This is a genomic window from Paenibacillus sp. DCT19, assembly GCF_003268635.1.
In the GTDB taxonomy this organism is placed as follows: Bacteria; Bacillota; Bacilli; order Paenibacillales; family Paenibacillaceae; genus Paenibacillus.
On record NZ_CP029639.1, the window covers coordinates 4,815,668 to 4,840,308 of the forward strand.

Genomic DNA, 24,641 nt, shown 5'->3' on the forward strand with positions numbered 1-24,641 from the left:
GATGAAATTCTAGGGGTGCACTTTACCTTTTAAAGGGGGGTTTTTACGTAATTATTTTAGTTTTGAAAAATCAACTTTGTATGAGACTGAATTTTTTTTACTACCATACAGATATACAAGTTCTGCTTTCTTACTAAAATCAACCTTACTTAAATCGAAGTCGGCAAAAAGGGTAGCTCTATAAGCTGGAGAATTAGGCCAATTTCTAGTTACATCAACACTATCTTGTCCATAAATCTCAATAGGCTGTAAAATCTTATTTCCTTGTTTCAAAACAACATTTAATCCATTTGTGAATGTAGAACTGTTTCCATATACGTTAAGTTTAAAAGTTAATGCATTGTGTTTTCTGTAGAGATCTGCGTATGATTTAGCTTCTTTAAAAGTATAAGTGTCGTATTTTTCTGCAGCAAAATAAGATAAGTATGCAATATCGATATATGGAGTTGAAACGCTCACTTCCGGTTGCAAAACCTTAAGTTTATCGACACTAATCGGGAGTGTATTTTTCTCAATTAGTGCTTGTAGAGAGTCGTACCCTTTCTTTCCGATCGCTATAGCATTTTTTATTTGCTGGTCGGAGAGGTTATAGATGGAGTATTTAATTCTATTACTTTCTTTTGTGAAGGAGCTTGCTATACTACTTGCTTTAATATTAACGACTTCCGATGGAGTTGCGTAAACCGAACTAGTCAATAGTGTACTAGCGGTCAATACAGATATTAGTATTTTTTTCATGATTTCTCCTTAAAATATGTATTTAGTATATTTTACCCTGTCTTAAGACATAGGTAAATAGTTCTAGAATATTGTAGAAACTAATCTACACAAATATATATTTTCTTAGCCCCTTTTTTTAATAAGGGGCTGTTTAGCTCAATCCTAATTGTTGGTGCGGACAACAATGGGAAAAAGATCAAATTGAATGCTAAGGCAAATGTTCAAGCTTTAGAGTTCCTGAAAGATAATCCAGTATTTGCGAACAATGAGAAGAAGTTCAACAAACTTGAGAAGAAAGCAAGCATTAAATTGGATCTTGTTGTGAAGAACGAACAACAGATTAGTGAGAATCATACTGAATTAAATGCTGAAGTTTCTGGTAACATTAAACTGGATAAAAGCTTATCCATATAAAGGAGAAGGTACACTATCGTTGGTCAAATTTGACGATCGCGAAGTTTATTACGGAACTATCGACATTGAAATGAAGAGCTTGCTAGGCAGTGACCAAGGAAATTTATCCTTAAGATATGAGCCGAAGACTGATAATCTAGATATTTCTCTAACAAGTGGTAATATGGATACTTCTGCAATGATACCTTTTGGAAAGCCATTTTTAACATGGGATGATCTGGACAAAATCGATGCTATAAAGGGAGGGGTAAAGCAAGATGAGCTTACTGAATAAAATTACCTTCTTGGTACTATCATTTGTCTTGGTGGTTGTTAGCACAACCTTTAGTAATTCGGTCTCAGCAGCCGATCCAAGTGAGCAATATTACTTGAAAGGGGCTGATTATAGTCCGTTGTTATCGAGAGCTGGTAGTGCATCTACAGATCTAGGTGGTTCTACTGTTGTAGTTATCTGCTGCAACAACGTGGAATGGTAGAAGTGCTGGAAAAGCACGTATTCGAGCTTGGACAAGAAATGCTTTTATAGCGAATTACTATAAAGCAAAGATTGTTAAAACGAATTATGTTTCCTTATCTTTCGGTTCACCAGCTAATGTAGCACTTCTAGTATCAAAAGATAGAGTGCTTCCGGTAGAAACCGCGGCTTACACATCTGTGCCTGGTGTTAGTTACTTCATGAAAGGAATTCTCGCTCCTGCTTATGAGTTGTCTTTAGCTCTTCTCCCAGCGTTTAACGGACAAGTACTACACAATTTCCAAAATAATTATTACGGGGGTAGTGTAAAAATCATGGCAAGTAATGATAATTTTGAACTCCCCTCAACCATTCCTTATAAAAATGGCGACAAATATTATAATGGCGTTTATAACACGGATACTGAGAAAATAACAACGTCTGCTACAGCAAGAGGTGCAGCAGCATATTTCGGCTATACTTATGATATTCAAAAAACAGGCGGGTTATTAACTGCTTCTGCAATAGCTCAATATGAGGTTCGGATCTTTAATGATCCTATTAGTGGTGTCCCTCTCATATTTGCCGCAAATACAGGTAAAGCAAGTGTAGATTTTACCGTTTCTTATAATTAACGTTGAAGGATGATCAGTTAATGAAATCGAAATTCAGCTTTGTAATACTAGGAATATCAGTTTGCATTCTGTTAATATCAGCAATTTTTTTTAACAAGTATCTTGTGTTAAAGAATAATGTACAGATTGCCGCCAACTCAGCATATAAGCACACAATCATGGAGAGCCAAAATTTCCAAAAAGAATTGAAAGCCTACATTGAGAGTGGAAAGAAAATGGATACAGAAAATCTTACTATTTATTTTACCAAGTTTGAAGAAAACTTTGGTTCATTCGGTTTGATTAAGAATACGATAGGTGATGTCGACAAACCTCTGTACCAAGAGCAACGATCGTTTTATACAGAATTGCGTGACCTAATTTTTGTGGATTACAACAATATATCCATTGAAGAACTCAAAAAAATGGACATGAAAATAGGGCATTTGATTAGCTCACTCCAGAACCTTAAAGAATATTAAACTTTCAAAAGAGAAGTCCTGAGAAGCAGGGCAATGTCATTAAGTTAGCTTAATGACAAAACGCGAATAAGAATGAAATCTAAGCGGCATGGGACAAAGTCCCTTGTCGTTTGTTTTTTTAGTGCATGTAAGAAAAATAGCTTACAGCAAATAAGCGGATTTTCAGTGCTTCAACATCGGGCGAGGGTTCATCGTCTCTTGAGCGTAGGAAATGTCTGTAACCGTGAAGTTGACTTGGTAGTGGTGCTGTTTATCTTTTTTTTGGGAAATGAATACATAAAAGGGCATAATTTCTGTAAAATTGTACATGATCATTCTTGCGAAAATCCCTTGGCTGAACCATCGCGTCCACGTAAGGTCTATTACAGAGATCATGGCTGCTTTTAAACGCAGCAGATTAGAACCTTTTGCTTCCGGTTGACTTTGAAGATAGTTCCCTGCATCCGTTGGGTCAATGGCGAAATGCAAATCCGAACCGTCTATGGCAAGTAACCGATACCCTCGGTAGTGTTTGAGATCCGTATGCGATTGCGAAAATTTGTAAAAAAACTCCACGGCGGATGGCAGAATCTTATTTCTCCGTTGCACAAAAGCAGAAGTGGTTGCGGTGCTTACGTCATAGCCTTGTGATTCCAAGAGTTCCTTCTATAGGCTGCTACCGCCCATAGAGATCAGGAGCTGCATAACCGTTTCAAAGGGTAACTTTACCTTTCGAGTAAAATCTCTGTCAAGGCTTTTGATATCGCCACACATTTCCAACTGCTTATTAAGTCTTTTTTATTTTTTTTGCAAAAAAAAGCAGGCTATCTTTTCGATACCTGCTCTTTTTCATGGATATTTGATTCTACACTTTAAATTATAAACATTGTCCTAGAGCGGGTTCTTTTTTGGGTGTTTATCGAAATACACCTTATGCGAGCAAATTCGTTTCCCCAATCAGATTTTTGTAAGCGATCTGTGAAGACATCACGATTAGAGTCGTATAGGTACCATATTGATCGCATCTGTTTTCAAACTCCTCCAGCTCCTGGGTTGTTTCTGTGAGAATCTTCAATAAATAATTATGCTCCCCACTTATCCGGTAACACTCCGTAACCTCCGGTGAAGAACGACAAAAATCAAGAAAAGGATAACAATTCCTGGTTCGAATAAGCATATAGGCTGTGCATTGCTTACCCAATTTTTGCGAAGATATGACAGTCCGGTATTCCTCGATAACTCCCTTTTCTTCCATGCGTTTTACACGTTCCGTAACGGCTGGCTGAGACAGCCCCACCAGTTTTCCTAAATCTGTCATTGATAATCTAGCCTGATTCTGCAAATGGAGCAGAATGTTTTTATCGATCTCATCCAAGAAAATCACACCCCTTTAATTTAAAAGTTATTTCTTCTAAATGCCTTCAGAATCATCGGAAGTTTCTTTGTCTAACTTGTTTCTTTTATGTAAGGTAGCAGAAATTATTTATATAATAAACTCACTTGCTATATATAATCAAGTAAATTACAGCAGAAAAGGATGAGACACATGAAAACTATAGATCCGGAATTGTTGCACGAAAGCGTTAATGAAGTTATTGAGCGCACACTTGAGGAAAAAAGAATCGTGGGTACAGTCGTGCAAATTGCGTTAGAAGGAAACCTCGTTTACAGCAGGTCTGCTGGTTGGGCCGATCGCGAGCAGAAACGACCGATGCAGGAAAATGCGTTGTTTAGATATGCTTCGGTAACCAAGCCGGTCGTTTCAACAGCAGCCTTAGTATTAGTTTCGCAAGGAAGATTACAGTTAGACGATCTGGTGGAAAAATGGTTGCCCACCTTTCGTCCCAAACTGCCAAACGGACAGTATGTTCCAATGACCGTACGCCATCTGATGACACATACCGCAGGCTTAACTTACCGTTTCTTCCAAGAGGAAAAGGGAACTTATGAGCTTGCCGGGGTGTCGGACGGCATGGATTCGGTTGGAATTACACTTGAAGAGAATCTGCAAAGACTCGCGTCTGTCCCGCTTTTATATGAGCCAGGGAAAATGTGGAGATATTCCATAGCAACAGACGTGCTCGGAGCAGTCATCGAAAAGGTAACTGGAATGCTGCTTAGTGAAGCTGTACAGGTGCTTGTAACACATCCGCTATCAATGATGGACACCGATTTCAAGGCTGTGGATGCAGACAGATTGACTACGGCTTACGCAGACAGTACTGGAGAACCCCGGCGCTTGCATGATTTTGATACCATTCCTTTCATCGAGGGGACCGCAGGATTCCTCCTCTCACCCAATAGGTTTATGGATAAGACAGCTTACCCTTCCGGGGGAGCCGGCATGATTGGCAGTGCAGGGGACTTCCTTAAGCTGCTGGAAGCTTTGCGGCAAGGAGGACATCCCATTTTGCCGAAGGCTCTTGTCACAGAAATGACCACCAATCAAATTGGTAACCTTGAGATGCCCTACTGGCCAGGGAGAGGTTTTGGACTTGGTTTCACGCTACTAAAAGACTCAGAAGAAGCCAATACACCTGAATCGCCAGGAACGTGGCGGATGGGCGGTACCTATGGGCACTCCTGGTTTGTTGATCCGAGCCAGGAGCTTAGTGTCGTAGCGTTCACCAATACGGCGCTTGAAGGAATGTCAGGCAGGTTTACAACGGAGCTGTGCGAATCTGTCTATAAGTGCGTGTTCAAAAAGGGCGGTTTTCAGTACCGAGAAGATGGGATGAAGATAGAAATGGAGTAGCGGAGCGTAGGCAAAACTACGTGAGCAACTACATTGTTTCTGAAGGAAACAACCTTCGTAAGCATCTACTTATTTCGGCTGAATTCCATATTCGACGTTGATGATGCCTTTAGGCATCCTGCGTAATCAAAAGCGGACTTTTTGAACATCCTCTATAAAGGTATTCGAGAAATGAAGTGAGTTGTACATCTCTACTAGGTCAATAGAAAGACCGCCATTGAAGGCGGTCTTTCTAATTTATATTTCTGCCCGACTATACGTCCGGAGATATGAAAGCTTGCTGTCAGGTCACAGCCACCCCACTCCATCTAATTAGAGCGTCTCAGCCAATTTCTGAATTTTCGAGTGGGCAATTAAATATATAGGACCCATTGTTTCTATTACGCCGTCCTTCACACGCATCGCGCTCTCCTGTTCTGCCGCATAAACATCCATTTCCTCAGACAAGGGGAACAGATAGCCTTGAACAAACGTGGCGTAGTTTCGTTGCGAGTGAGATTCATAGGCAAAATGACCAAAGCCAATCCCATCATAAATCGTACTTGTTTGAATTTCGTCGGCAGTGTTCCCCAAGTTCAACCATTTGGCAGCCATGTTTAACGCACCAGCACTGGCACCCAGAATGACGGCATTACTTTTCTTAATAACATCCGTTAATTCATAATCTTCCAAAAAATCGTGCTGCAAAGCAGGATATCCACCGCACAAAAAAATGACAGAAGCGTTCTGAATAACTCGCTGAGCATCTTCCTTCTGCATACGGTAATCAATGAAATGATATTCATCAAACTTAAGGTTGGCCTGATTCAACCATGTCCATTCCGTAATATCATCCAAGTTAACCTGCTCATCTTCATAATTAGAAGGATCGGCGCTGATCATAACAAGCGATTGTCTGTCTGTAATATCCTCATGCAACGATTTGACCAGCTTCTCTGGAAAAAAGTTATTAAACCAACTGAAATAGTAATGAGTACTCAAACGTTGTTACCTCCGTATATGTATTATTATTTTAATGGTTCTTCCTACTTCATTCGCTACTTAACATCGCTTCAAGTATTTCTATACCTACAGAGTCTATCATCATTGCTTGAGCTGGCTCTTTTCTCGTAATCCATTTCTTTAATTGAGACACATAATGATCGATAAGCACGTTAGAGAAAAAAGAATAATTCGACAACAATACAACTCCTACACGGAGTTCCTTGTTGAAAGCTAGATAGCTGTTGAAACCCGCTGAACCTCCGTTATGCCAGAGAATCTCTTTATCTTGAATGCTATCCCCAGCCCAGCCAAAATAAAGATTCGCATTTCCAATGGCGTTAGGAAGATGACTTTTGGCTAGGATAGAGGCGATCGGATGATCATCATTTAGATTGGCTTGAACCAATAAACTCATATCACGGATAGAAGACTTGATCCCACCAGCTCCTTCATGTATCGAAAGATTCCAATGTGGGACTCTTCTGCCAGTCGAAGCATGTCCATTCAAAAATCTGCTATCCTGTTCTGAATTAAGCAGAACGGCTGTTTCTTTCATTTGTAGTGGTTCAGTTATATATCTTTTTAACAGCTCATCATATGTACTCCCTGACACCTTACATAAAATATTGCCCAGCAAACCCACAGCAAGATTGGAATATCCAAATGAACCAATGCCATCCGTGAAATTAGCTGTAGCTAAAAAAGAGGTTAAATCTTCCTCAGTATACATTGAATAAGGATCCGATCTTTTCTTAGCCATATTATGGTTGGTTGCCAAAATAGGTAATCCCGAGGTATGAGTAGCAAGGTTCTTCAAGGTGATTTTATTCAAATAATCATTCTTAACGCTTGGCAGGAACTTACCAACCATATCATCTGTGGATAGCAACTTTTCCTGCTCCATCGATAATAACAGCATGGACGTGAAAACCTTGGTAATGGAACCGATTTCAAACAACCTGTTTTCAGCAGGGATCATACTTTTTTCCGTATCATTACTAAACGAAAAGTATTCAATATCATCCCCTCTTATCATCCCAATAGCAAGGTGTACATGCTTCTTATCTTTCGTGTAATCTGAAACAAAGTTATGTAAATCCTTCATCGTAGAATTAACTCCTTTTCGTTGAATGAGCTCACCCTGCTCCAATGTTGCAATCACATTTCCTTTTAGTTCAAACCGCCATCCATCTTAGAACTACACATTCCTTTGAAGCTTGACATTACATTCTGTGGTTGACGCAGTCACGTACTCCATATAATTCACAGAACCATTAAAGTTCAAATATGCTTCATAACGCTTACGAATTCCAGGTAACGTAATGAAGCCGAGAACATTTTCCTTGGGAACCCACCTGCACTCGCTCGTTTCATCAGAAGTAGCTAACTCTCCACCCACAGCTTTACACACGAAATCAAACATGACCTTAGTAGGAACATCAGTCTCACCGTCATACCATTTATGGATTGCTGTATTTGAAACAATACCAATTAAATGGCTAACCGTGGTATCTATTCCACTTTCCTCTTTGATCTCGCGAATGACGCCATCAATCAGGTTTTCCCCAACTTCAGTTATCCCGCCAGGATACACCCAACCATCGTCATGCGCCTTTACTAAAAGGATATTACCAGCTCCATCTTCTACAATTCCGCCTGCAGATACAATATGTGTCGGAAAAACCATTTTACAACCTCCAAATAAGATGAATTTGTATAATTATTCCACACATTCATCGTACTTTCCTTTGCGTATTTATAAAATTGTCGATATTTATCCTTTCATAAGAAATGAGATCTTGCCTAAGGCCAGAGAAAGCTATAAATCAAACGAAAAGAACCTATCCAATTACGTTATCACGTAAGGACAAGCTCCATTTTCTTCGAATCTACTTCTTCAAACTTATGCTGTTTGCTCACTTTGAACAGTAGCATGCGATGAATTCTCATGATCCGCTACTAGTTCATTCAAACTTCTGATTAACAATTCTAACTCATCAAAGCTGCTCACGATGTTCTGCGTAAGATTGCGCTGCTCCTCCATACTTGCGAGAATCTCTTCTGCCGCTGCACTGGACTGCTCCGTCACACTAGAGATTTCAGCGACTTCATTGACTACTTTGGTTGAAGCATCCTTCATCGTCGCTGAGCTACCTTCAATATCCATCGCTTGACTCAAGACATGCTGAGAATTGCCGTTAATTGTACGGAATACATCCTCAGCCGTTTCCACAGCTTCTTTGCCTTCTGAAAGTGACTCTCGAATGTTAACAAAACGATCGGTTAGCGCCTGTGTCTGTCCTTTCAATCTAGCTAACACCGTAGCAATCTCTTGTGCCGATTGTCCAGAATGCTCGGCCAGCTTGCGAACCTCTTCCGAAACGACGGCAAAACCACGACCTTGCTCTCCAGCACGGGCTGCTTCAATCGCAGCATTAAGGGCAAGTAGATTCGTCTGACTGGCAATATCCGTGATGCTGCTCAGCAGTATGGTCATGGACTCACTCTCTTGATTGAATCGCTCCATATCACCCGCAGTGGTCTTAATCAGTTCAGACATCTCTTGCATCTGTACGTTTAACTGTTCCATTTGCGTACTTCCCGTTTGCGTGCTTTGAGTCATATGCGACGATAGTTCTTTCATTTTAGACGAATTAGCTGCTACGTCTCTAATATGCTGATCCGACTGGGACAAGGAATCCGAGATTTCTGCAACACTCGAAGCTTGGAACTCCACCCCTCGTGCCACTTCACTGAACCCTATCGTTACCTCATTCATGATTGAACCTGTTTGGTCAACTTTGCGCTTCAACTGATCAGTGAAACTCGTTAATCCTGTAACCGATACCTTAACTCGTTCCAGCATCGTTTCCACTCTAACACGAGATTGCTCCACCTCAGCCCATCTTTTCTCACTTTCACGGAAGAGCCTCTGAGACATATGAGAGACCATAAACAAAATTCCGCCAATCATACCTACAAGAACCACATTGGTTACATTGTCATAGAAAAGTTCTGGCGTTGCCGTTGGGACAATCAACAATTGTAGAAGATCATTAGCAAACATAACCAAGAAACCAACCAAGAATAATCTCTTGTCTGGATAAATCAGCAGTAAAGAAGAGATCAGAATCGTAAAGAGCGCCTCATTACTCCCCCATCCTGCATATATTCCACATGCAATAACAATAACGGTAACCAGCCATGGAATAAGGTGAGTGTGCTTTTTCTTAACATTGGCATAGGTCAGCCAGATTGCAAATAAGGCAGCCACAATATTGGACATAATCAGCTTGGGTTCAAAGAAACTCACAGCAGAGCCAACCACAACAACAATCCAAAACATGATGCCAATGATCTTATTCCTATTCCATATAATTTCATCAAAACGATTCATGCTTACCCCATCCTTTAGATAAAATAAACTACATTTGTAGGGCGCACTTGTATGTATATCGGCCTTATCATGATTTGCTTCATTCAATATACGCAACATCTCAGGCTCTTCTTGGTTCAATCATACCTCACATCTGTGAGAGCAGCGCTACACTAGGTTATATCGGCTTTTGTACACTGAATGTAAATATGCAATTTGAAATTACTATTTGCGTTTAACTTAGGGTATGCTTTTGAATTCTGATCTCTCAAAAGCACTGCTGAAACAACAGAAAGACCCACATCATAGATGGGGTCTTTCTTTCAAATAAGTAACTTATTTACCGAATACAAGAGTTGTATTCGATGAACCTGCATATTTCGTTACAAACTCTCTGGCATAGCTAGCAGATTGAACTTCGTAGCTGTAGTTCGTGCTAGGTCTCCAGTTGGTTTTAGGAGAAGTTTTTGCGCTCAATGCAGGTGTGCTACCTGTATCCGTGAACTCACCCTTGCCTTTATCATCGAGGATGCCGCCTTTTTCAGCACCTGCACCGAAATAATTATTTTCGGAATAAATACGAGCTTTTTCACCAATTGTAATGGATTGATTGAAATTGTTCGCATAGTTGTTTTTCAAATGGAAGTAGCCATATCTGAATAGCCCCGGACCACGTACATACACATTTTCAAAGTAATTGTTGGACATTGTAATGTGAGGAACCCCATTGTAACTGCTGTTTCCATCATTAGGGTGACCTAGAATGACGCCATACTTATGATTGGAGAATTTAGAATTGCTGATGGTGATAAAATCTGCCCGGTCACCAATGTAGAGCAGTTTATCCAGATCGTTGCCGTTGGAGCTATAGCTATGTCCAGCAAATGTCACGTGATCAATCCAATAGTTGTTACCTGAAGTAATGTACAGTTGAATATCATCATTTGCATTAATATTGGCAGAGTGTTCAAAGGTCAGGTTCTGGAAAATCACATTGCTTGAGCTAGCTGTAGATCTAAAGTTGATGTTGGTGAGCTTATGATTGTCATAGGAACCAACAATGGTCTTGTTAGCACCAAAGTTGACTTTTTGCAGGGTGGATGAAGAGATATTTTTCTCAATGACCAAAATTTTAGGCGTAGTATCCGCAGCATGTGTTCTCAGATCGTTCAGATTGTTAATGTAGATGACCTGACCATTCTTACCACCTGTTATAGCAGACTTGGAAACACCCGACACACTCTTGGCATTACCGGCAAAACCCGTCAAACCAGTTGTTCCCGTATTCGGGAAATTAGCCGCACCATATGTAGTAGGAGGAGCTGCCGAGACGGTTAACAACAACAAAGTGACTGCAAGTAAAAGAGTCGAAAATTTTTTCAAAATTCCACCATCCTTTGTAAAATTTTTCTTACAAGCCGATTATATAATGTAACCCGCCATGTGACAATACAAAATATGCAAAAAATATAATTTTTATTTATTTCGCAACAATGCACTGGGTCTGCACATAGAAGAAAGACGAAGCCCTTTCCTCCGAAGAAAAAGGGGCTTCGCCCTGGTTTTACTCGCTATTGAATTTTCGCATCTATTTAATTTTGATCTCTAACATATCCTTCTCCACTTCATTCATTGAATCGTACACTTTGCCCGGCTGAGAATGAAGCCTGAATGTTAGTGATTGTGGGTCATCCAACAAATTACTACCTAGAATATAGATTATGCCATCTTCCGAGACACGATCCGAACCTAGCGATACTAGAGTGTTTCCAGAGAAGTAACTAGACAAAGAACCTAGTAATGTGTGACCCTCCTTGGTGATAGATATTATGTCAACTCCTCTTATCAGATCCATCATAGACTGTTTCTCTTCATCATTCATATTCTCCCCGTTCTCAATATCAATTTTAATTCTTGTTGAAAGGGGGAACATCTCTACCTCAGATAGCAAAAATGAATGACCTTCCAATGTAAATGAATAATTAGGCTTCATTAATTCAGTCTTAGGATTAGCAAACTTTGAATCCAACGTAAATGAGATATTCATCGGCTTTGAGAAATGAGCTGTTTCGCTTTTGAATGTAGCTGAACGTTGTTCTATGCTGGGAGTATTCGATGAGATTCGATATGTCATCGTTACCTCCTCAGGCATCGGTTCATTCGGATCCAACATAACGTACGTTCGACCATAGATTATATTTTCGTTTAGCGGTGCATCGAGACTGTGCATTGATCCAAAAGGTTGACTTGTCTCCGCATTTATAGCCTTCACTTGGTTCACGGAATAGATCTCTTGCGTTGCATCCGTCTTGGCGGTGTATAACACAATTAGTCTATTCCTGTCTGCCATAACTGCATTAATGGTGAATTCATATGAGCCTGACACTACAGTCCGATCAACCATCTGTACATAGTCATGATTAATAGCAGACAACATCGTGCTCCGATCAGTATCCCTTTGGAATAACGTGCGAAAAGGCTCAAGCTTCTCCCAATACGTTGCTTGTTCTCCTGCTGTTAGTTGCTTCGGTGTGCGCTCGTAGAATTCTGACACCAGCCAAGCTCCACCAATGACCACCACAAGAAGCACCGAAATCCACTTCATCACTAGGCTTCGATCGTATCGCCTTGCCCTGCGCGCCCTTGCGAGTCCACGCTGGATCGCATGTGTGGTCTCAGAATTATTCATCTGCCGCACGTCCCGCTGTAACCGAGCAGCATCCGCGATTAGTACCTTTTCCTCTAGACTAGTATTCATGCCAATCCCCCCGGTTTTTCATCAATTTACGAAGCTGTTCCAGCCCTTTGTGCTGCCATGTCTTGACCGTACCTTCGGGTTTCCCAAGAATTGCTGCAATTTCAGCTAACGTCATATCGTTGTAATATTTCAACAGCAACACATGGCGATACTTCGGTTTGATGGATTCCAGAACGGTACGGATCGCGAGCTGATCGGCCTGGATTCCGCCTACGGTAGCACCGTTAAACGCATCATCCAGTTCTTCATAAGGGATCACTGTTGTGCGTTTACGTCGTCTCTGTTCATCAATGCAGATGTAGATCAGAATGCGGATGATCCAGGATTTGAATGCATTCTCATTTTTGAGAGAGCTGCGTTTCATCCAGGCCCGGCAAGTCATCTCCTGAATGGCTTCCAGTGCATCATGACGGTTCCGCAGATAACTGTAGGCAATGGAGAACAATGTATCCTGATGCTCCATGATGGATTGAACAAACGCCGTTTCATCGTTCGTCTGAATGAAAACCATCTTTTTCATCTCAGCATTGGTTCCCAACCTCGTACCCCTCCTCTTCTCTCTTTCTATATGTAATGACGGGCGAACCGCCCAAACGGTTTTTTTATAGCAAAAAAAGCCTCTCTCCTTAGATGGGATCAGTCCCATGGGAGAAGCCTCTTTCATGATATCACTGTACTGGCATAACCTATCTTCTTTAGAGTTCAAACCATTCACTCATCCCGTCTAAACCTTCTGTCTCGATCTGCATCTGCCTTAACCAAGTGGAAGCTAATTCGCCTCCGACATGGAACAAACAATAGATGTATTGCATTCCATCCTCAACTTCTTCAAGTCCAGCAGCTTGTTCAATCGACAACTGCATCACTTCCGGCCAAGCCGCATGATCCTGTACAATGGCAAACCCTGTTGGAGTGCGTTCTATGCTATAGTTTTCAGGCACAATAATAACATTGCTTAGTCGTTCTATAACTTCGGGAATCTTCATGGCAGGTGTTACCTTGATTCCATACTCCCAGCCCATATGTACGCCTCCCTTCCCTAGCTCACCTCACATTGTTCTCAAGCTTTATCCTTAATGTTAGCATTCGATGCTTTTATTTCTCGTTCTTTCCATTCATGCAGTGACTGATCCAGCCACAATTCATACCAGTCCAGGAAACAAAGCCGTTCCTTATTTCCCATATAATGATCCGGATATATTCCGCTACTGTTGGCACGGTCATCTGCCCAGATCTCTCCATAGGAAGAACCCTTGACGACTAGATTCATGGAAACTCCACATCCAAAATCACTGATGCGCAGCATCCCAGCAGACCACTTCGGATCATAGTATTCATGTTCAAGCTGGCTCCACTCTTCTTCTGTTCGGCTATCATCATACCAGTCATAATCCCAATTCCAAGCTTCCGTTAATGTGCAAGGATCGGATATCGCATTTAACTCATCATCATAACCCAGTACCGCATAAACCCCATCCTCGGGCTTCTCCAACCCATAATAAGGACCTGCACCTCCTGCACCAACCGTTAACAAAAAAGCCTGATAATCTTCCGGCAGTTGAACCTTCCATTTCTGTTCAAATTGTTTAATCTGTTCGGTAGTCCATACCGGCTCAAGCACATACTCATGACTCTCCGCTCCGAACAAGCTTAGCTCTACATCAACATTTCGCAGTGCATCCAGCTTGTCCTGTATACGTGCTAGCTGTTGTTCATACATCCAAAGTTCCTCCTTTTCATTCAGATGCGTATCAAATCTTCCAAATGATTACCGCCCTTCACGCTGGGTTCCATCGTCACATGGATACGATTGTTCTCCCTCCATATGATGCATGCATAACTACCTGGTTCGAGCTCCAGCAGCACACCTTCACACGCCTCATCAGGCTCAAGTTCGTCCGCTGTGACATCCTCTGCCGCACCCATGAAGATCTTGCCTGTAGGCACGTTAAGATAGTATATCTGCTCTTCACCCGTTCGTTCACCTTCTGACAAGGAGGCGTTCAGGCTCCAATCCACATCATATGCTCCATCTGCACCCAGATTAATGAAAAGGCAATGTCCAGCATTAACCTCGGCCAGTTCATCTTCAGGAATAGACCACCAGTCTACCGTGTCCTGCAAACGATGTTTCAATGTACCCAAATCATATATACACATCGTTGCCGTGTCTGTAATAAAGCTAAATGATGTCTGTCTCATGTCCAGTCCCTCTTCTCTATAACACATCTGAATTTTGTGTTCTATGTAGTCGTCCAACCCTTTTGAATACAGCAAGTCTCTTGTACTATGATCAGCATTATATCAAGCTCTCTTCAACTGTTAAAGGAACTTGAGAACGATCTTTAGTTTGCTCCTTCTACCGGGACACATTAGGTTAAGAGTGTATTCTTTTATTTTAATGAGACCACCACCCTCTGACTTCCTTAACTTCTCTTCATTTCTGCTGTTCTTTTGACGATATAACGATAACTGACTTTTTTGAAATATATGGAGGAGTACATGTCAATCAACCAGAGAAAAACACCTTTTCGCTATTTTTTAAAGCAACCTATAACATCGGAAGTGTACATTATAAGCATTAACGGGTCACCCGCGCCAGACAAACCCATTCAAGCCGAGCTATGCGATATCAGTCGTTCTGGCTGTCAGCTCTCCTTCCCGCTCCGGTTAAACGTAGATTCCAATGAGATCCGAATTGGGCTTGATACAACGCTCACGGAAGAACCTTTATATATGGAGGGATTACTGCGTTGGGGTGCGGAAAAAGGAAACCACTGGCACTATGGCGTTGAGTTTGAGGTAGCGGAAGACCAGCAGGAACGTCTATTCAGAGAAATGCGCATGCTCGCAGGACAAAATAGAATTATCGTCAAATAGGTACAACAAACAAAAAACAGCCCTATACCACAGATAGGACTGTTATTGAAAAAGAGTTCTATTGCTAACTTTAAGCTGCTTTACTCGTCTTGGCTGAGTTATCCATGTTAGACCATCTCACCGTAGATTCCAAAATAAGGGATATCACCACGCCGATGACGAGACCATTGCTAATCATAGGAATCAGATAGATCGGCAGACCTTGAAAAGCTTCTGCTGGTATGTTCATAATAGCAACACCCGTAAGAATGGGAAGAGCAATACGATAAATCGTTTTGGAATTAAAGACCGTACCCTCGAGCGTTCGTATTGCCGTACCAAACATTTGCAAATAAGCTACAAATAGCACAGCACTGCCCACACTCGGTGGCATTTGAGCAAAGAACGATGTCAACATCGGCATCAGCCCCAGCATACATAACAACCCAGCTCCCATGATAAAAGCCGATCGACGTAAAATACGGGTGCTCTCCAGAAACCCGATCGAAGAAGCAAATGCACCAAAGGGAATCACCCCCACACATGCCGCGATAACCGTAAACAATCCAGTCCATCCATAGGAACGTTTATACTGCTGAGCCGTCGTTTGAACCCCAACCATTTTCTCCACAGCCCCCAAGGTTGTAATGGAATTCGTCATATTCACCAGCCCAACAATAAAAGCGGTAATGACGATTCCAAGCTCCCACTTCGGCGTACCCCATGGAAAAAAGGTGAAGAACTCGCCCACCGCCTGCGTCACTGTGCTCTGATGTCCAGGAATGAGTAAGCGATAAGCAATCCAACCCGCAATAATACCGATCAGAATCGCATAATTAGCAAGCTTGCCTCTCCCCTTCAATTGAATCCACGCAACAAGAACTGCAATGAGTATAGATAATGCTGCAACCGGCAGATTAAATGTGCCAAACTCTGTATATCCAATCATGCCCTTGAAGAAATTCATGGTCAATTGAATCGTTAATAAAAATAACATTGTACTCTTCACCATTGGCGTGAACAACCTCTGAAGCACATGAGAAGCGCCCATCCAGCCTAAGATGGCCATCGTTAATCCAGCCAGTATAAAGCCTGCTGTCAGTCCACCACCAACCCGTTCAAGGCTCATTCCTGCGGATGAAGCGGAGACCGTTAAGCTAAGTGTCAGCCCCACCACAGGCCTGATGGTCCGTCCATCACCGCATATCGGTGTCCACATATCGCTTGTAAGATACATACGGCTCCTGTCAGCAAAAAGGAGTGCTGCATTGCTGTAGCAATAGCTTCTGGTGTAAGTTGAAAATTATGCCCAATGGATAACGGCACAACAACGGTATTCGTAAATAAAAAGAAAAACCATTGGATGCCTGCAAGAATTAGAGATGAAAATTGTTTTACATTTGAAGTTCGTAGATGCTCTTGTTGTTTGGTCATACGTGATAAGATCCCTTCTCGATACAATATATTGCATGGCTTGCAATAGCCCTACCTCACTAGGTAAATGCCTAAACCTTATGTATAGTAACATGAAGATGTAGTATATTAAAAATACATGTTTTATTGGCTTTCTATATGATCTACATATACTTTGTTAGTAAGGAGCGTCCTTTTGGATATTAAACAATGTCGTTATTTTATAGCCATTGCCGAGGAGAAACAGATTACCGCAGCAGCACGAAGACTACACATGGCGCAACCTCCCTTAAGTCAGCAACTTAAGCTAATGGAGGAAGAACTAGGTGTCGCGTTATTTGAACGCCAAGGACGGACAATGGAACTGACACAGGCAGGTCGAAGCTTCTATGAATATGCCATTACGATAACCAAATATATGGAAGAAGCCGTCATGGAAATACAAGACTTTCGCGATGGCATCCGCGGTAAACTGAACCTAGGCATGAATACAATCTCGGACAGTCTGCTGCCCCGCGTACTTCAACAATTTCGAATGACACACCCAAAGGTTACTTATAAAATTCAGCAAAATGAATCTGCGCAACTGTGTCAGCTGCTGGATGATAGCAAAATAGAGCTAGCCTGCGTACGGATGCCCGTGCGGACAGAGCATTACGAAGTGCTTCATCTACCGCAGGAGCCTCTCTTCTACATCTCAGCTACACCTCTTGAAACCGGAATGCACGGTGAGACTTATTTGAAGCAGCTCGCTCATATTCCACTCTTGTTACCCAGCACAGAAGGGCTCGGGATGTTTGAGCTGATTCTCGATCGATTTCGTGAACATCACGTAAGTCCATCCGTTATGGGGAATGCTCGGATGTTGCGATGCTGATGGAGCTTGTACGTCTAGGTTTTGCAAGTTCAATCGTGCCCCGCACCGTCCTTCAACTGCATCATGAACATGCCTTACATATCTATCGCATTATTGACCAATCCTCAACCGTTGGATCAGCGCTTGTATGGCTACATCACCGTCATCTATCCAAGCCGGCTCAACACTTTGTACAAATGGTTGAAAATATGCTGCCCTCCGTTACCGAGATGCCACCAAGAACGTCGCAGGCGGATAGCTAGCTAATTAAGGGAGTTGGATGGTCTAAGCATAAAAAATCAATCTCTCATCTCCCATAGGCTGCGACAACCACTGAGAGGCAACCCGACACCAGTGAAGTTCTGGAAGTAATATGTGAGCAGCATGTGCAGATTAGACGCTACAATTAAATAAGCTACCAAAAAAAGCAGTAGCCTTACGAATATTCTCCGTAAGACTACTGCTTTTATTCTTATTAATTCAATGCTTATGCTTTAACCGTATAGATCAATTCTTTTTCTTTGATCGTTGTACGTCCAGCAGATTCAACGGATTCATACTGGTGCATGTTTGTAATAATGACAGGTGTAATTGTCGTGTAACCGGCTTTTTCGATCTCTTCCCGGTCGAACTCCATCAATACATCACCCACGGATACCTTCGCTCCAGCTTGAACTTTAGGAGAGAAGAATTGACCTTTCAGCTTCACGGTATCGATCCCGATATGAATCAGCATTTCTGCACCCGTATCACTTACAAGACCGATCGCATGTCCACTCTTCGACAAGGAGAACACCGTTCCGTTAATTGGAGATACGGCACGTCCTTCTGTCGGCTGAATAGCGAACCCTTTACCCATGATTTCTTCGGAGAACGCTGGATCTGGTACTTCGCTAAGTGGTTTAACTTCCCCAGTCATTGGGCTGAAAATTTGCTCATCCTGAGCTTTTGCTTCTTCCGTTACAACTGGAGCAGCTGTTGTTGCTGCTGGTGTAGCAGGTTCAGCGGCCGGTGTTGTTGCAGCCGGTTGTGGAGCATTGTCTTCTTTGAAGCCCAAGATGTACGTAATCAATGTAGCGGATACTACGGCAATCACGCCACCAAGCAAACCATAGATCAACGTGCTGACCGCCGGACTAATGAACGCTGCAATACCAGGCAATCCAACGAGACCTGTAATAACATATGCTTTAACTTTGAAGATACCCATGAACGCACCACCGATTGCTCCACCCGCGAGGGCTGCAATAAACGGCTTTTTATATCTCATGTTGACACCATACATTGCTGGCTCAGTAATACCCATAATCGCTGTCAAACCTGTGGAGTACGCCATGGATTTGGTTTGTCCATTTTTGGAGCGAAGCCCAACACCAATTGCGCCACCTGCTTGAGCCCAGTTCGCTGCAAACATCAAAGGAACGATAAAGTCATATCCAAGTGTTGTGATCGAACCGATAACGATTGGTGTAAGTGCATAGTGCATACCTGTAATGATCAACAGGGACATCGTACCACCAATCAAGATACTTGCCAGGATGGACGCATTATCGAACAACCAAGCAATACCGCCAGACAAGCCATTACCAATAATAGAACCCAATGGACCAATAGCAATCAATGTAAGTGGAACCATGATCAACAAGGTTACCGTTGGAACTACCAAAAGTTTAACCGATGAATGTGTTACACGGTCAACTGCTTTTTCTACATAAGAAGCGATCCAGATCGCAATAACAATCGGAATTACCGTTGAAGAATACGTTGCTGCAACGACTGTAATCCCTGCAAACGATGAGTTACCACCTTCCAGCAAAGCTGTAATGGTCGGGTGCATAATTCCCGCTGCAAGTGCTGCACCAATATATATATTACTTCCCAATTTCTTCGCCGCGCTTACTGCCAGGATGATTGGCAGGAAGTAGAACGCACCATCACCAATGGCTGACAAGATGACATATGTTGAGCTCTCATTAGACAACCAACCAAGTGCGACAAGGATAGCCACGATCCCTTTGATCATACCTGCACCAGTAATCGCAGGCAGGATTGGTGTAAACATACCTGAGATGAAGTCGAACAACGCGCTTATTGGATTTCTCTTTTTCTTCTCGCCTGTAGAAGCCGAAGCATTAGAAGATCCAGTGTTAGCGCCTTTGGACATGTTACCTACCAGCGCATTATACACGACAGGTACATCGTTACCGATAATAACCTGGAACTGTCCACCGTTCTCCATGACACCCATAACACCCGGTGTATTTTTTAGTGTCGCTTTGTCTGCTTTTTTGTTGTCGTTCAAGTTAAATCTAAGTCTTGTCATACAGTGTGTGACTTGATCAATATTCTCTTCGCCACCGACCAACTTCAAAATGTCCTTGGACAATTGTTGTTTATCCATTGTGTTTTGCTCCTTTAATGTGTAATGAAGGTTTAAAAAAAACCTAAACACTGAATAATGACAAAGCAGTAAGCTTATCATTATTCAACGTTTAGGTTTTGCCTTTTTTGCAGTAACAATCCCAAATTTATTCGATTGTTTGTTCATTTCTAACCACACGTTCAATATGAATGGTTAGATACAGTATTTCTTCCCTAGATAACACCCGATTGTAGATCTTACGAGTATAATCACTAATCCTTACCGCACAAGCATGTGCTTCAGGATATTGTTTGCTTACGAGATCATGAAGCGGATTATCTTCTTCCTTATCCTCAATGGCTGTCCCTTGCAACACACGTTGCGCAAAGAACTTCAAATGAGTCAAAAAACGATAATAACTTAAAGAATCTTCATCTAGCTCAATGACAAAGCTACGTCTTACGATATTGAGTATGTCTTTGACAATATTCGTGATGCTGATGGTTTCTCGCATCTCACCGTTCATCTGGGCATTGACCAGATGCATAGCAATAAATGCGCATTCATCTTCGGGCAGAAGTACACCCAACGTTTCTTCAATGATCTGTAGTGCCTTGAGACCGATTGCATATTCCTTGCGGTACATGCGCTTGATCTCCCAAAATAGAGCATTGCGGATCTGTAATCCTTGACGATGCCGATCAATGGCAAAATGAATATGATCCGTAAGTGAGATATAAATACTCTCATGCAGCTTCTCACCTAACACCGTCTCTGCATAACGAATAATTTCATCAGAGCATTCAACATATTCAACAGGAATGTCGGACAGGAGCGTTTTGAGCTTCTGCGATACTTCCTTGCTTTCCAATGAGAATATCTTCTCGACCAGACTTTCGTCTATCGTTTCACCGGTATGCTTCTTGAAGGCAATTCCCCGCCCCATGACGACCAGTTCGTTTCCGCCCGGATCAATCACAGTAACTACGTTGTTATTAAGCACCTTCTCAATTTTCATTTTCTCCACATCACCTTGCACCGTCAAAAGTAGTAAAAGGCAAAACCAAAGCAGGTCACGAGAACATGTCCTGCCTCCGGTTTTGCCTGATTGAACAGTAACAATCCGTATTCATTAGCCTTAGGTCCCATCTTACCACAGAATTGTGCATATGACAATGTTTTTGTGAAAGCGGTTAATGTCGTATAATCTAACATAAGCAAGACACTCCTAGCTCATATTCAACAAAATTCGACGCTACGTACCGCGAAGATGGGCTGAGGCTTTAGAACCAGGACGATTATTCGTTCGCTCCTTTAAGACTTGCACCATTCGTACCAATTACCTCTTTGTACCAGTGGAAAGATTTCTTCTTGTAGCGCTCTAATGTACCTGAACCATCATTATTACGGTCTACATAAATGAAACCATAACGCTTCTTCATCTCAGCAGTCGATGCACTTACCAGGTCAATACAGCCCCAAGACGTGTAACCCATAACCTCTACACCATCTTCAATCGCTTCCCCTACTTGTACCAAGTGATCATTCAAGTATTGAATGCGATATTCATCATTCACTGTTTTATTGCCATTCTCGTCCGTAATCAGCTCGTCCACGGCGCCTAGACCATTTTCAACGATGAACAACGGTTTTTGGTAACGGTCATAATACTTGTTCAAGGTTACGCGCAAACCTTGTGGATCGATCTGCCAGCCCCACTCACTTGCTTTGAGATAAGGGTTCATTACACCTGCGAACAGGTTTCCTTTACCTTCTTTGCGTTTCTCCGGATCTCCTGTCTCACAGATACTTACATAGTAACTAAATGAGATGAAGTCAACGGTATGTTTGAGAATCTCAGCATCGCCATCTTCAAACTTAATGTTGATATTGTTCGCCTTGAAGTAGCGATTAATGTATTTTGGATAATATCCGCGTGCATGAATGTCTGCGAACAGGTCATTGCGCTGCTCTGCATGCATAGCTGCGACAACATCATCCGGGTTAGGTGTTAGTGGGTAAGTCGGCATGCTCAGCACCATACAACCAATTTTGGCTTCTGGCATAATCTCATGTCCTATCTTAACCGCTAGCGCACTCGCCACAAGCTCATGATGGATGGCTTGGTACAGGTCTTGCTTCGACAATTCCGATTTTGGCGTGAAAATCCCACCACTCATGAATGGCTCTTCGAGAATAGAGTTAATCTCATTGAACGTCAGCCAGTATTTCACTTTTCCTTTGAAGCGATTGAACAGCACAGTTACGTAACGCTCATAGAAATCAACCATTTTGCGGTTAACCCATCCGTCGTACGTTTTGGACAAGTGAAGTGGCGTCTCATAATGAGAAATCGTCACCAATGGCTCAATACCGTATTTATGGCACTCATCGAACAAATCATCATAGAATTGCAGCCCTTTTTCGTTAGGCTCCAGCTCGTCACCATTCGGGAAAATACGAGACCATGCAATAGATGTACGGAATACTTTGAAGCCCATCTCTGCAAACAATTTCACATCTTCTTTATAGCGGTTATAAAAATCGATCCCGATCAACTTCAGGTTATCTTCAGTTGGCCCCTCAGTTCTTGGTGTTGTAATCCCGTGTGGCATTACATCCTGTACAGACAGGCCTTTGCCGTCAGTATTATATGCTCCTTCAAGCTGGTTGGCCGCTACTGCGCCGCCCCATAGAAAGTCTTTTGGAAATGGTGTAGTCAATTCAATCATTCCTTCCTCTTATTGTTGTAACAAACATAAAAAAAGCGGGACAAAAACCAACAAGGGCTCTCTGGAGCATGTAGCTCGATGAGTACGCCCCTTTATTGTTAGGTTTTGCCCGCTTCTTATGCGGTAACAATCCGAATTCATCTGATGTTATTCGGTTATATCCTAGGGATCAACGTATTACAGTTGCTCACCATTCGTTGCAATTACATTTTTGTACCAGTCAAAGGAATCTTTCTTCGAACGTTCCAGCGTTCCGTTACCTGCATCATCCAGATCAACGTAGATGAAGCCGTAACGCTTGGACATTTCAGAAGTTGACATACTTACTAGGTCAATTGGACCCCAAGCGGTGAAACCAATCAACTCTACGCCGTCTTTGATAGCTTCTTTCATTTGCTCGATATGCTTCTTCAGGTAATCTACACGATACGTATCGTGAATGGAGCCATCTTCCTCCACTTTATCGTATGCACCCAGACCATTTTCAACGATGAACAATGGTTTTTGGTAACGATCCCAGAAGTTGTTCAATGTTACGCGCAGACCGATCGGATCGATCTCCCAGCCCCAGTCGGAAGCTTCCAGATAAGGGTTTTTCACGCCACCAGTCAAGTTACCTGCTGTTTCTTCCAAATCAGCGGAAGCTGATTTTGTTACAGACATGTAGTAGCTGAAGGAGATGAAATCAACGGTGTTGTTCAACAAGATTTCGTCATCGCCAGCTTCTTTTTGGATCACGATGTTGTTTTCTTCAAAGTAACGAGCCATGTAGTTCGGGTATTGACCACGAGCATGCATGTCTGTGAAGAACAGGTTAAGCTGGTTCTCATGCTGAGCCAGTTGAACATCTACTGGATTACACGTTGCTGGGTATGTCTCCATACGAGCAAGCATACAGCCCACTTGGGAACCTGGGATAATCTCATGCGCAAGCTTCGTTACCAATGCACTTGCAACAAATTGGTGATGCAATGCTTGATATGTGGTTTGCAGTTTGTTATCAACTTTATCAATGAGAATACCGCCGCCAGTGTAAGGACTGAACACCATTACGTTAATTTCATTGAAAGTAAGCCAGTATTTCACTTTGTTTTTATAGCGATTAAATACGGTCTCTGCGTATCTAACATAATGTTGGATTACTTCACGGCCAGCCCAGCCGTTATATTTTTGTGTCAAACCGAGCGGAGTCTCATAGTGAGACAACGTTACGAGCGGCTCAATGCCATGTTTCAACAATTCGTCGAATACTTCATCGTAGAATTTCAAACCTGCTTCATTCGGCTCTTGATCATAACCGTTCGGGAAAATACGTGCCCAGTGGATGGACAAACGGAATACTTTGAAGCCCATTTCTGCAAACAATGCGATATCTTCTCTGAAACGATGGTAGAAATCAATACCAAAACGTTTAGGGAAACGTTCTTCAATTTTGCCAGCCAGAATCTCTTCAATGCGTGAAGATGAAATTTCCATTGCATGGCCGCCTGTACGCTTCTCTTTCGGAACATGTGCGATCATATCCGCAGTGGAGAGACCTTTGCCATCCTTATCAAATGCACCCTCCAATTGGTTCGCCGCTGTAGCGCCGCCCCATAGGAAGTTTTCAGGGAATCCTTTTTTAGCTGTGGTCATGAATAACAACCTCATTTCAATTTGTATTTTTATTGACAAGTCAGAAAGATAGAATATCCAGCAGAGAGCAAAATCAACACCATACCCACGACATTATTGTTCAATCGCAACAAAATATACACGTATATTTTTACGCAAAAACAAGAAAAACCTAAACTCAAGGTAAAATAGCATCCCGAAAAAAGGAGCCTTCATTTCACCATCAGTTTAGGTTTTGCCTGTCTACGCAGTTACAATCCATCAAAAGA

The 24,641-nt window shown here is 42.2% G+C and carries 27 protein-coding genes and 1 pseudogene; 8 read left to right on the plus strand and 20 right to left on the minus strand.

From position 1 onward, the window contains the following. Positions 1-51: 51 nt before the first annotated feature. Positions 52-738 carry a hypothetical protein gene (locus DMB88_RS22045; protein WP_128103071.1) on the minus strand — a complete coding sequence of 229 codons (687 nt, stop codon included), beginning with the start codon at positions 736-738 and terminating at the stop codon, positions 52-54. A 183-nt stretch (positions 739-921) separates the two neighbouring features. Between DMB88_RS22045 and DMB88_RS22050 the strand changes: the two genes are divergently transcribed. From DMB88_RS22050 to DMB88_RS22070, 5 genes are all read left to right on the plus strand, one after another. Next, on the plus strand, positions 922-1,134 hold the full coding sequence (locus DMB88_RS22050; RefSeq protein WP_128103072.1) for a hypothetical protein: 213 nt from the start codon (positions 922-924) through the stop codon (positions 1,132-1,134). Between the two features lie 19 nt (positions 1,135-1,153). Continuing rightward, positions 1,154-1,408, plus strand: coding sequence for a hypothetical protein (locus DMB88_RS22055; RefSeq protein WP_128103073.1), 255 nt, complete (start codon positions 1,154-1,156; stop codon positions 1,406-1,408). Beyond that, on the plus strand, positions 1,392-1,610 hold the full coding sequence (locus tag DMB88_RS22060; protein WP_128103074.1) for a hypothetical protein: 219 nt from the start codon (positions 1,392-1,394) through the stop codon (positions 1,608-1,610). The genes DMB88_RS22055 and DMB88_RS22060 overlap by 17 nt, the downstream gene beginning before the upstream one ends. Positions 1,611-1,809: 199 nt before the next feature. Further along, positions 1,810-2,223, plus strand: coding sequence for a hypothetical protein (locus DMB88_RS22065; RefSeq protein ID WP_128103075.1), 414 nt, complete (start codon positions 1,810-1,812; stop codon positions 2,221-2,223). A 20-nt stretch (positions 2,224-2,243) separates the two neighbouring features. Next, on the plus strand, positions 2,244-2,684 hold the full coding sequence (locus DMB88_RS22070) for a hypothetical protein (RefSeq protein WP_128103076.1): 441 nt from the start codon (positions 2,244-2,246) through the stop codon (positions 2,682-2,684). 162 nt (positions 2,685-2,846) lie between these two features. Here DMB88_RS22070 and DMB88_RS22075 read toward each other — a convergent pair whose 3' ends face one another. Both DMB88_RS22075 and DMB88_RS22080 read right to left on the minus strand, forming a co-directional pair. Continuing rightward, positions 2,847-3,320 carry a hypothetical protein gene (locus DMB88_RS22075; RefSeq protein ID WP_128103077.1) on the minus strand — a complete coding sequence of 158 codons (474 nt, stop codon included), beginning with the start codon at positions 3,318-3,320 and terminating at the stop codon, positions 2,847-2,849. Between the two features lie 274 nt (positions 3,321-3,594). Next, the gene (locus DMB88_RS22080) at positions 3,595-4,038 is read right to left on the minus strand and encodes an Lrp/AsnC family transcriptional regulator (protein WP_128103078.1); all 444 of its coding nucleotides are present in this window, start codon (positions 4,036-4,038) and stop codon (positions 3,595-3,597) included. Between the two features lie 171 nt (positions 4,039-4,209). On the opposite strand from DMB88_RS22080, the gene DMB88_RS22085 reads away from it, so the two are divergent. Then, positions 4,210-5,418, plus strand: a complete 1,209-nt coding sequence (locus tag DMB88_RS22085) for a serine hydrolase domain-containing protein (RefSeq protein WP_128103079.1) — start codon at positions 4,210-4,212, stop codon at positions 5,416-5,418. A gap of 312 nt (positions 5,419-5,730) precedes the next feature. Here the strand turns inward: DMB88_RS22085 and DMB88_RS22090 are convergent, their stop codons facing one another. The 10 genes from DMB88_RS22090 to DMB88_RS22135 form a co-directional block, all read right to left on the minus strand. Next, complete coding sequence (locus DMB88_RS22090) at positions 5,731-6,399, minus strand: type 1 glutamine amidotransferase family protein (RefSeq protein ID WP_128103080.1); 669 nt, start codon at positions 6,397-6,399, stop codon at positions 5,731-5,733. A 49-nt stretch (positions 6,400-6,448) separates the two neighbouring features. Then, the gene (locus DMB88_RS22095; RefSeq protein WP_128103081.1) at positions 6,449-7,507 is read right to left on the minus strand and encodes a serine hydrolase domain-containing protein; all 1,059 of its coding nucleotides are present in this window, start codon (positions 7,505-7,507) and stop codon (positions 6,449-6,451) included. 93 nt (positions 7,508-7,600) lie between these two features. Beyond that, positions 7,601-8,089: an NUDIX hydrolase gene (locus DMB88_RS22100; RefSeq protein ID WP_128103082.1), complete on the minus strand. Its 489-nt coding sequence runs from the start codon at positions 8,087-8,089 to the stop codon at positions 7,601-7,603. Positions 8,090-8,305: 216 nt separating this feature from the next. Beyond that, positions 8,306-9,799, minus strand: coding sequence for a methyl-accepting chemotaxis protein (locus DMB88_RS22105; protein ID WP_164848762.1), 1,494 nt, complete (start codon positions 9,797-9,799; stop codon positions 8,306-8,308). Between the two features lie 315 nt (positions 9,800-10,114). Further along, positions 10,115-11,161, minus strand: coding sequence for a pectate lyase family protein (locus tag DMB88_RS22110; protein WP_128103084.1), 1,047 nt, complete (start codon positions 11,159-11,161; stop codon positions 10,115-10,117). Between the two features lie 205 nt (positions 11,162-11,366). Further along, positions 11,367-12,536, minus strand: coding sequence for a DUF4179 domain-containing protein (locus DMB88_RS22115; protein WP_128103085.1), 1,170 nt, complete (start codon positions 12,534-12,536; stop codon positions 11,367-11,369). Further along, positions 12,526-13,074 carry an RNA polymerase sigma factor gene (locus DMB88_RS22120; RefSeq protein WP_254438298.1) on the minus strand — a complete coding sequence of 183 codons (549 nt, stop codon included), beginning with the start codon at positions 13,072-13,074 and terminating at the stop codon, positions 12,526-12,528. The genes DMB88_RS22115 and DMB88_RS22120 overlap by 11 nt, the downstream gene beginning before the upstream one ends. Before the next feature lie 157 nt (positions 13,075-13,231). Continuing rightward, positions 13,232-13,558, minus strand: coding sequence for a hypothetical protein (locus tag DMB88_RS22125; RefSeq protein WP_128103086.1), 327 nt, complete (start codon positions 13,556-13,558; stop codon positions 13,232-13,234). Between the two features lie 38 nt (positions 13,559-13,596). After that, a complete protein-coding gene (locus DMB88_RS22130; protein WP_128103087.1) occupies positions 13,597-14,256 on the minus strand; it encodes an SMI1/KNR4 family protein in 660 nt (219 codons plus the stop codon). 20 nt (positions 14,257-14,276) lie between these two features. Further along, entirely contained in the window at positions 14,277-14,738 is a 462-nt protein-coding gene (locus DMB88_RS22135) for a DUF6386 family protein (protein WP_254438299.1), read from the minus strand. A gap of 300 nt (positions 14,739-15,038) precedes the next feature. Here DMB88_RS22135 and DMB88_RS22140 point away from each other — a divergent pair, with 300 nt between their 5' ends. Then, positions 15,039-15,416, plus strand: coding sequence for a PilZ domain-containing protein (locus DMB88_RS22140; RefSeq protein WP_128103088.1), 378 nt, complete (start codon positions 15,039-15,041; stop codon positions 15,414-15,416). Positions 15,417-15,486: 70 nt separating this feature from the next. Here DMB88_RS22140 and DMB88_RS22145 read toward each other — a convergent pair whose 3' ends face one another. Then, on the minus strand, positions 15,487-16,632 hold the full coding sequence (locus DMB88_RS22145) for a purine/pyrimidine permease (protein WP_254438300.1): 1,146 nt from the start codon (positions 16,630-16,632) through the stop codon (positions 15,487-15,489). Then, positions 16,560-16,829, minus strand: coding sequence for a purine/pyrimidine permease (locus DMB88_RS31485; protein ID WP_254438301.1), 270 nt, complete (start codon positions 16,827-16,829; stop codon positions 16,560-16,562). The genes DMB88_RS22145 and DMB88_RS31485 overlap by 73 nt, the downstream gene beginning before the upstream one ends. 175 nt (positions 16,830-17,004) lie before the next feature. Between DMB88_RS31485 and DMB88_RS22150 the strand changes: the two are divergent. Beyond that, a pseudogene (locus DMB88_RS22150) lies at positions 17,005-17,927 on the plus strand (LysR family transcriptional regulator). A 224-nt stretch (positions 17,928-18,151) separates the two neighbouring features. Here the strand turns inward: DMB88_RS22150 and DMB88_RS22155 are convergent. The 5 genes from DMB88_RS22155 to DMB88_RS22170 all read right to left on the minus strand — a co-directional run bounded on the left by DMB88_RS22155 (position 18,152) and on the right by DMB88_RS22170 (position 24,393). Further along, positions 18,152-20,065 carry a beta-glucoside-specific PTS transporter subunit IIABC gene (locus tag DMB88_RS22155; protein ID WP_128103089.1) on the minus strand — a complete coding sequence of 638 codons (1,914 nt, stop codon included), beginning with the start codon at positions 20,063-20,065 and terminating at the stop codon, positions 18,152-18,154. Positions 20,066-20,192: 127 nt separating this feature from the next. Continuing rightward, positions 20,193-21,044: a BglG family transcription antiterminator LicT gene (licT, locus tag DMB88_RS22160; RefSeq protein WP_128103090.1), complete on the minus strand. Its 852-nt coding sequence runs from the start codon at positions 21,042-21,044 to the stop codon at positions 20,193-20,195. A gap of 23 nt (positions 21,045-21,067) precedes the next feature. Next, a complete protein-coding gene (locus tag DMB88_RS30325) occupies positions 21,068-21,241 on the minus strand; it encodes a hypothetical protein (protein WP_156395541.1) in 174 nt (57 codons plus the stop codon). Positions 21,242-21,324: 83 nt separating this feature from the next. Then, on the minus strand, positions 21,325-22,755 hold the full coding sequence (locus tag DMB88_RS22165; RefSeq protein WP_217363789.1) for a glycoside hydrolase family 1 protein: 1,431 nt from the start codon (positions 22,753-22,755) through the stop codon (positions 21,325-21,327). Positions 22,756-22,935: 180 nt separating this feature from the next. After that, positions 22,936-24,393 (minus strand): glycoside hydrolase family 1 protein, encoded by a 1,458-nt coding sequence (locus tag DMB88_RS22170; RefSeq protein ID WP_128103091.1) that lies wholly within the window; start codon positions 24,391-24,393, stop codon positions 22,936-22,938. Positions 24,394-24,641: the final 248 nt, after the last annotated feature.

Bases quoted from the DNA above. Each gene is read 5' to 3' on its own strand.
- DMB88_RS22140 (WP_128103088.1), top strand. From the start codon at position 15,039: ATGTCAATCAACCAGAGAAAAACACCTTTTCGCTATTTTTTAAAGCAA.
- DMB88_RS22100 (WP_128103082.1), bottom strand. From the start codon at position 8,089: ATGGTTTTTCCGACACATATTGTATCTGCAGGCGGAATTGTAGAAGAT.
- DMB88_RS22060 (WP_128103074.1), top strand. From the start codon at position 1,392: ATGAGCTTACTGAATAAAATTACCTTCTTGGTACTATCATTTGTCTTG.
- DMB88_RS22045 (WP_128103071.1), bottom strand. From the start codon at position 738: ATGAAAAAAATACTAATATCTGTATTGACCGCTAGTACACTATTGACT.
- DMB88_RS22135 (WP_254438299.1), bottom strand. From the start codon at position 14,738: ATGAGACAGACATCATTTAGCTTTATTACAGACACGGCAACGATGTGT.
- DMB88_RS22115 (WP_128103085.1), bottom strand. From the start codon at position 12,536: ATGAATACTAGTCTAGAGGAAAAGGTACTAATCGCGGATGCTGCTCGG.
- DMB88_RS30325 (WP_156395541.1), bottom strand. From the start codon at position 21,241: ATGTTAGATTATACGACATTAACCGCTTTCACAAAAACATTGTCATAT.
- DMB88_RS22070 (WP_128103076.1), top strand. From the start codon at position 2,244: ATGAAATCGAAATTCAGCTTTGTAATACTAGGAATATCAGTTTGCATT.
- DMB88_RS31485 (WP_254438301.1), bottom strand. From the start codon at position 16,829: ATGACCAAACAACAAGAGCATCTACGAACTTCAAATGTAAAACAATTT.
- DMB88_RS22170 (WP_128103091.1), bottom strand. From the start codon at position 24,393: ATGACCACAGCTAAAAAAGGATTCCCTGAAAACTTCCTATGGGGCGGC.
- DMB88_RS22130 (WP_128103087.1), bottom strand. From the start codon at position 14,256: ATGTATGAACAACAGCTAGCACGTATACAGGACAAGCTGGATGCACTG.
- DMB88_RS22145 (WP_254438300.1), bottom strand. From the start codon at position 16,632: ATGTATCTTACAAGCGATATGTGGACACCGATATGCGGTGATGGACGG.
- DMB88_RS22085 (WP_128103079.1), top strand. From the start codon at position 4,210: ATGAAAACTATAGATCCGGAATTGTTGCACGAAAGCGTTAATGAAGTT.
- DMB88_RS22065 (WP_128103075.1), top strand. From the start codon at position 1,810: ATGAAAGGAATTCTCGCTCCTGCTTATGAGTTGTCTTTAGCTCTTCTC.
- DMB88_RS22095 (WP_128103081.1), bottom strand. From the start codon at position 7,507: ATGAAGGATTTACATAACTTTGTTTCAGATTACACGAAAGATAAGAAG.
- licT (WP_128103090.1), bottom strand. From the start codon at position 21,044: ATGAAAATTGAGAAGGTGCTTAATAACAACGTAGTTACTGTGATTGAT.
- DMB88_RS22125 (WP_128103086.1), bottom strand. From the start codon at position 13,558: ATGGGCTGGGAGTATGGAATCAAGGTAACACCTGCCATGAAGATTCCC.
- DMB88_RS22155 (WP_128103089.1), bottom strand. From the start codon at position 20,065: ATGGATAAACAACAATTGTCCAAGGACATTTTGAAGTTGGTCGGTGGC.
- DMB88_RS22105 (WP_164848762.1), bottom strand. From the start codon at position 9,799: ATGAATCGTTTTGATGAAATTATATGGAATAGGAATAAGATCATTGGC.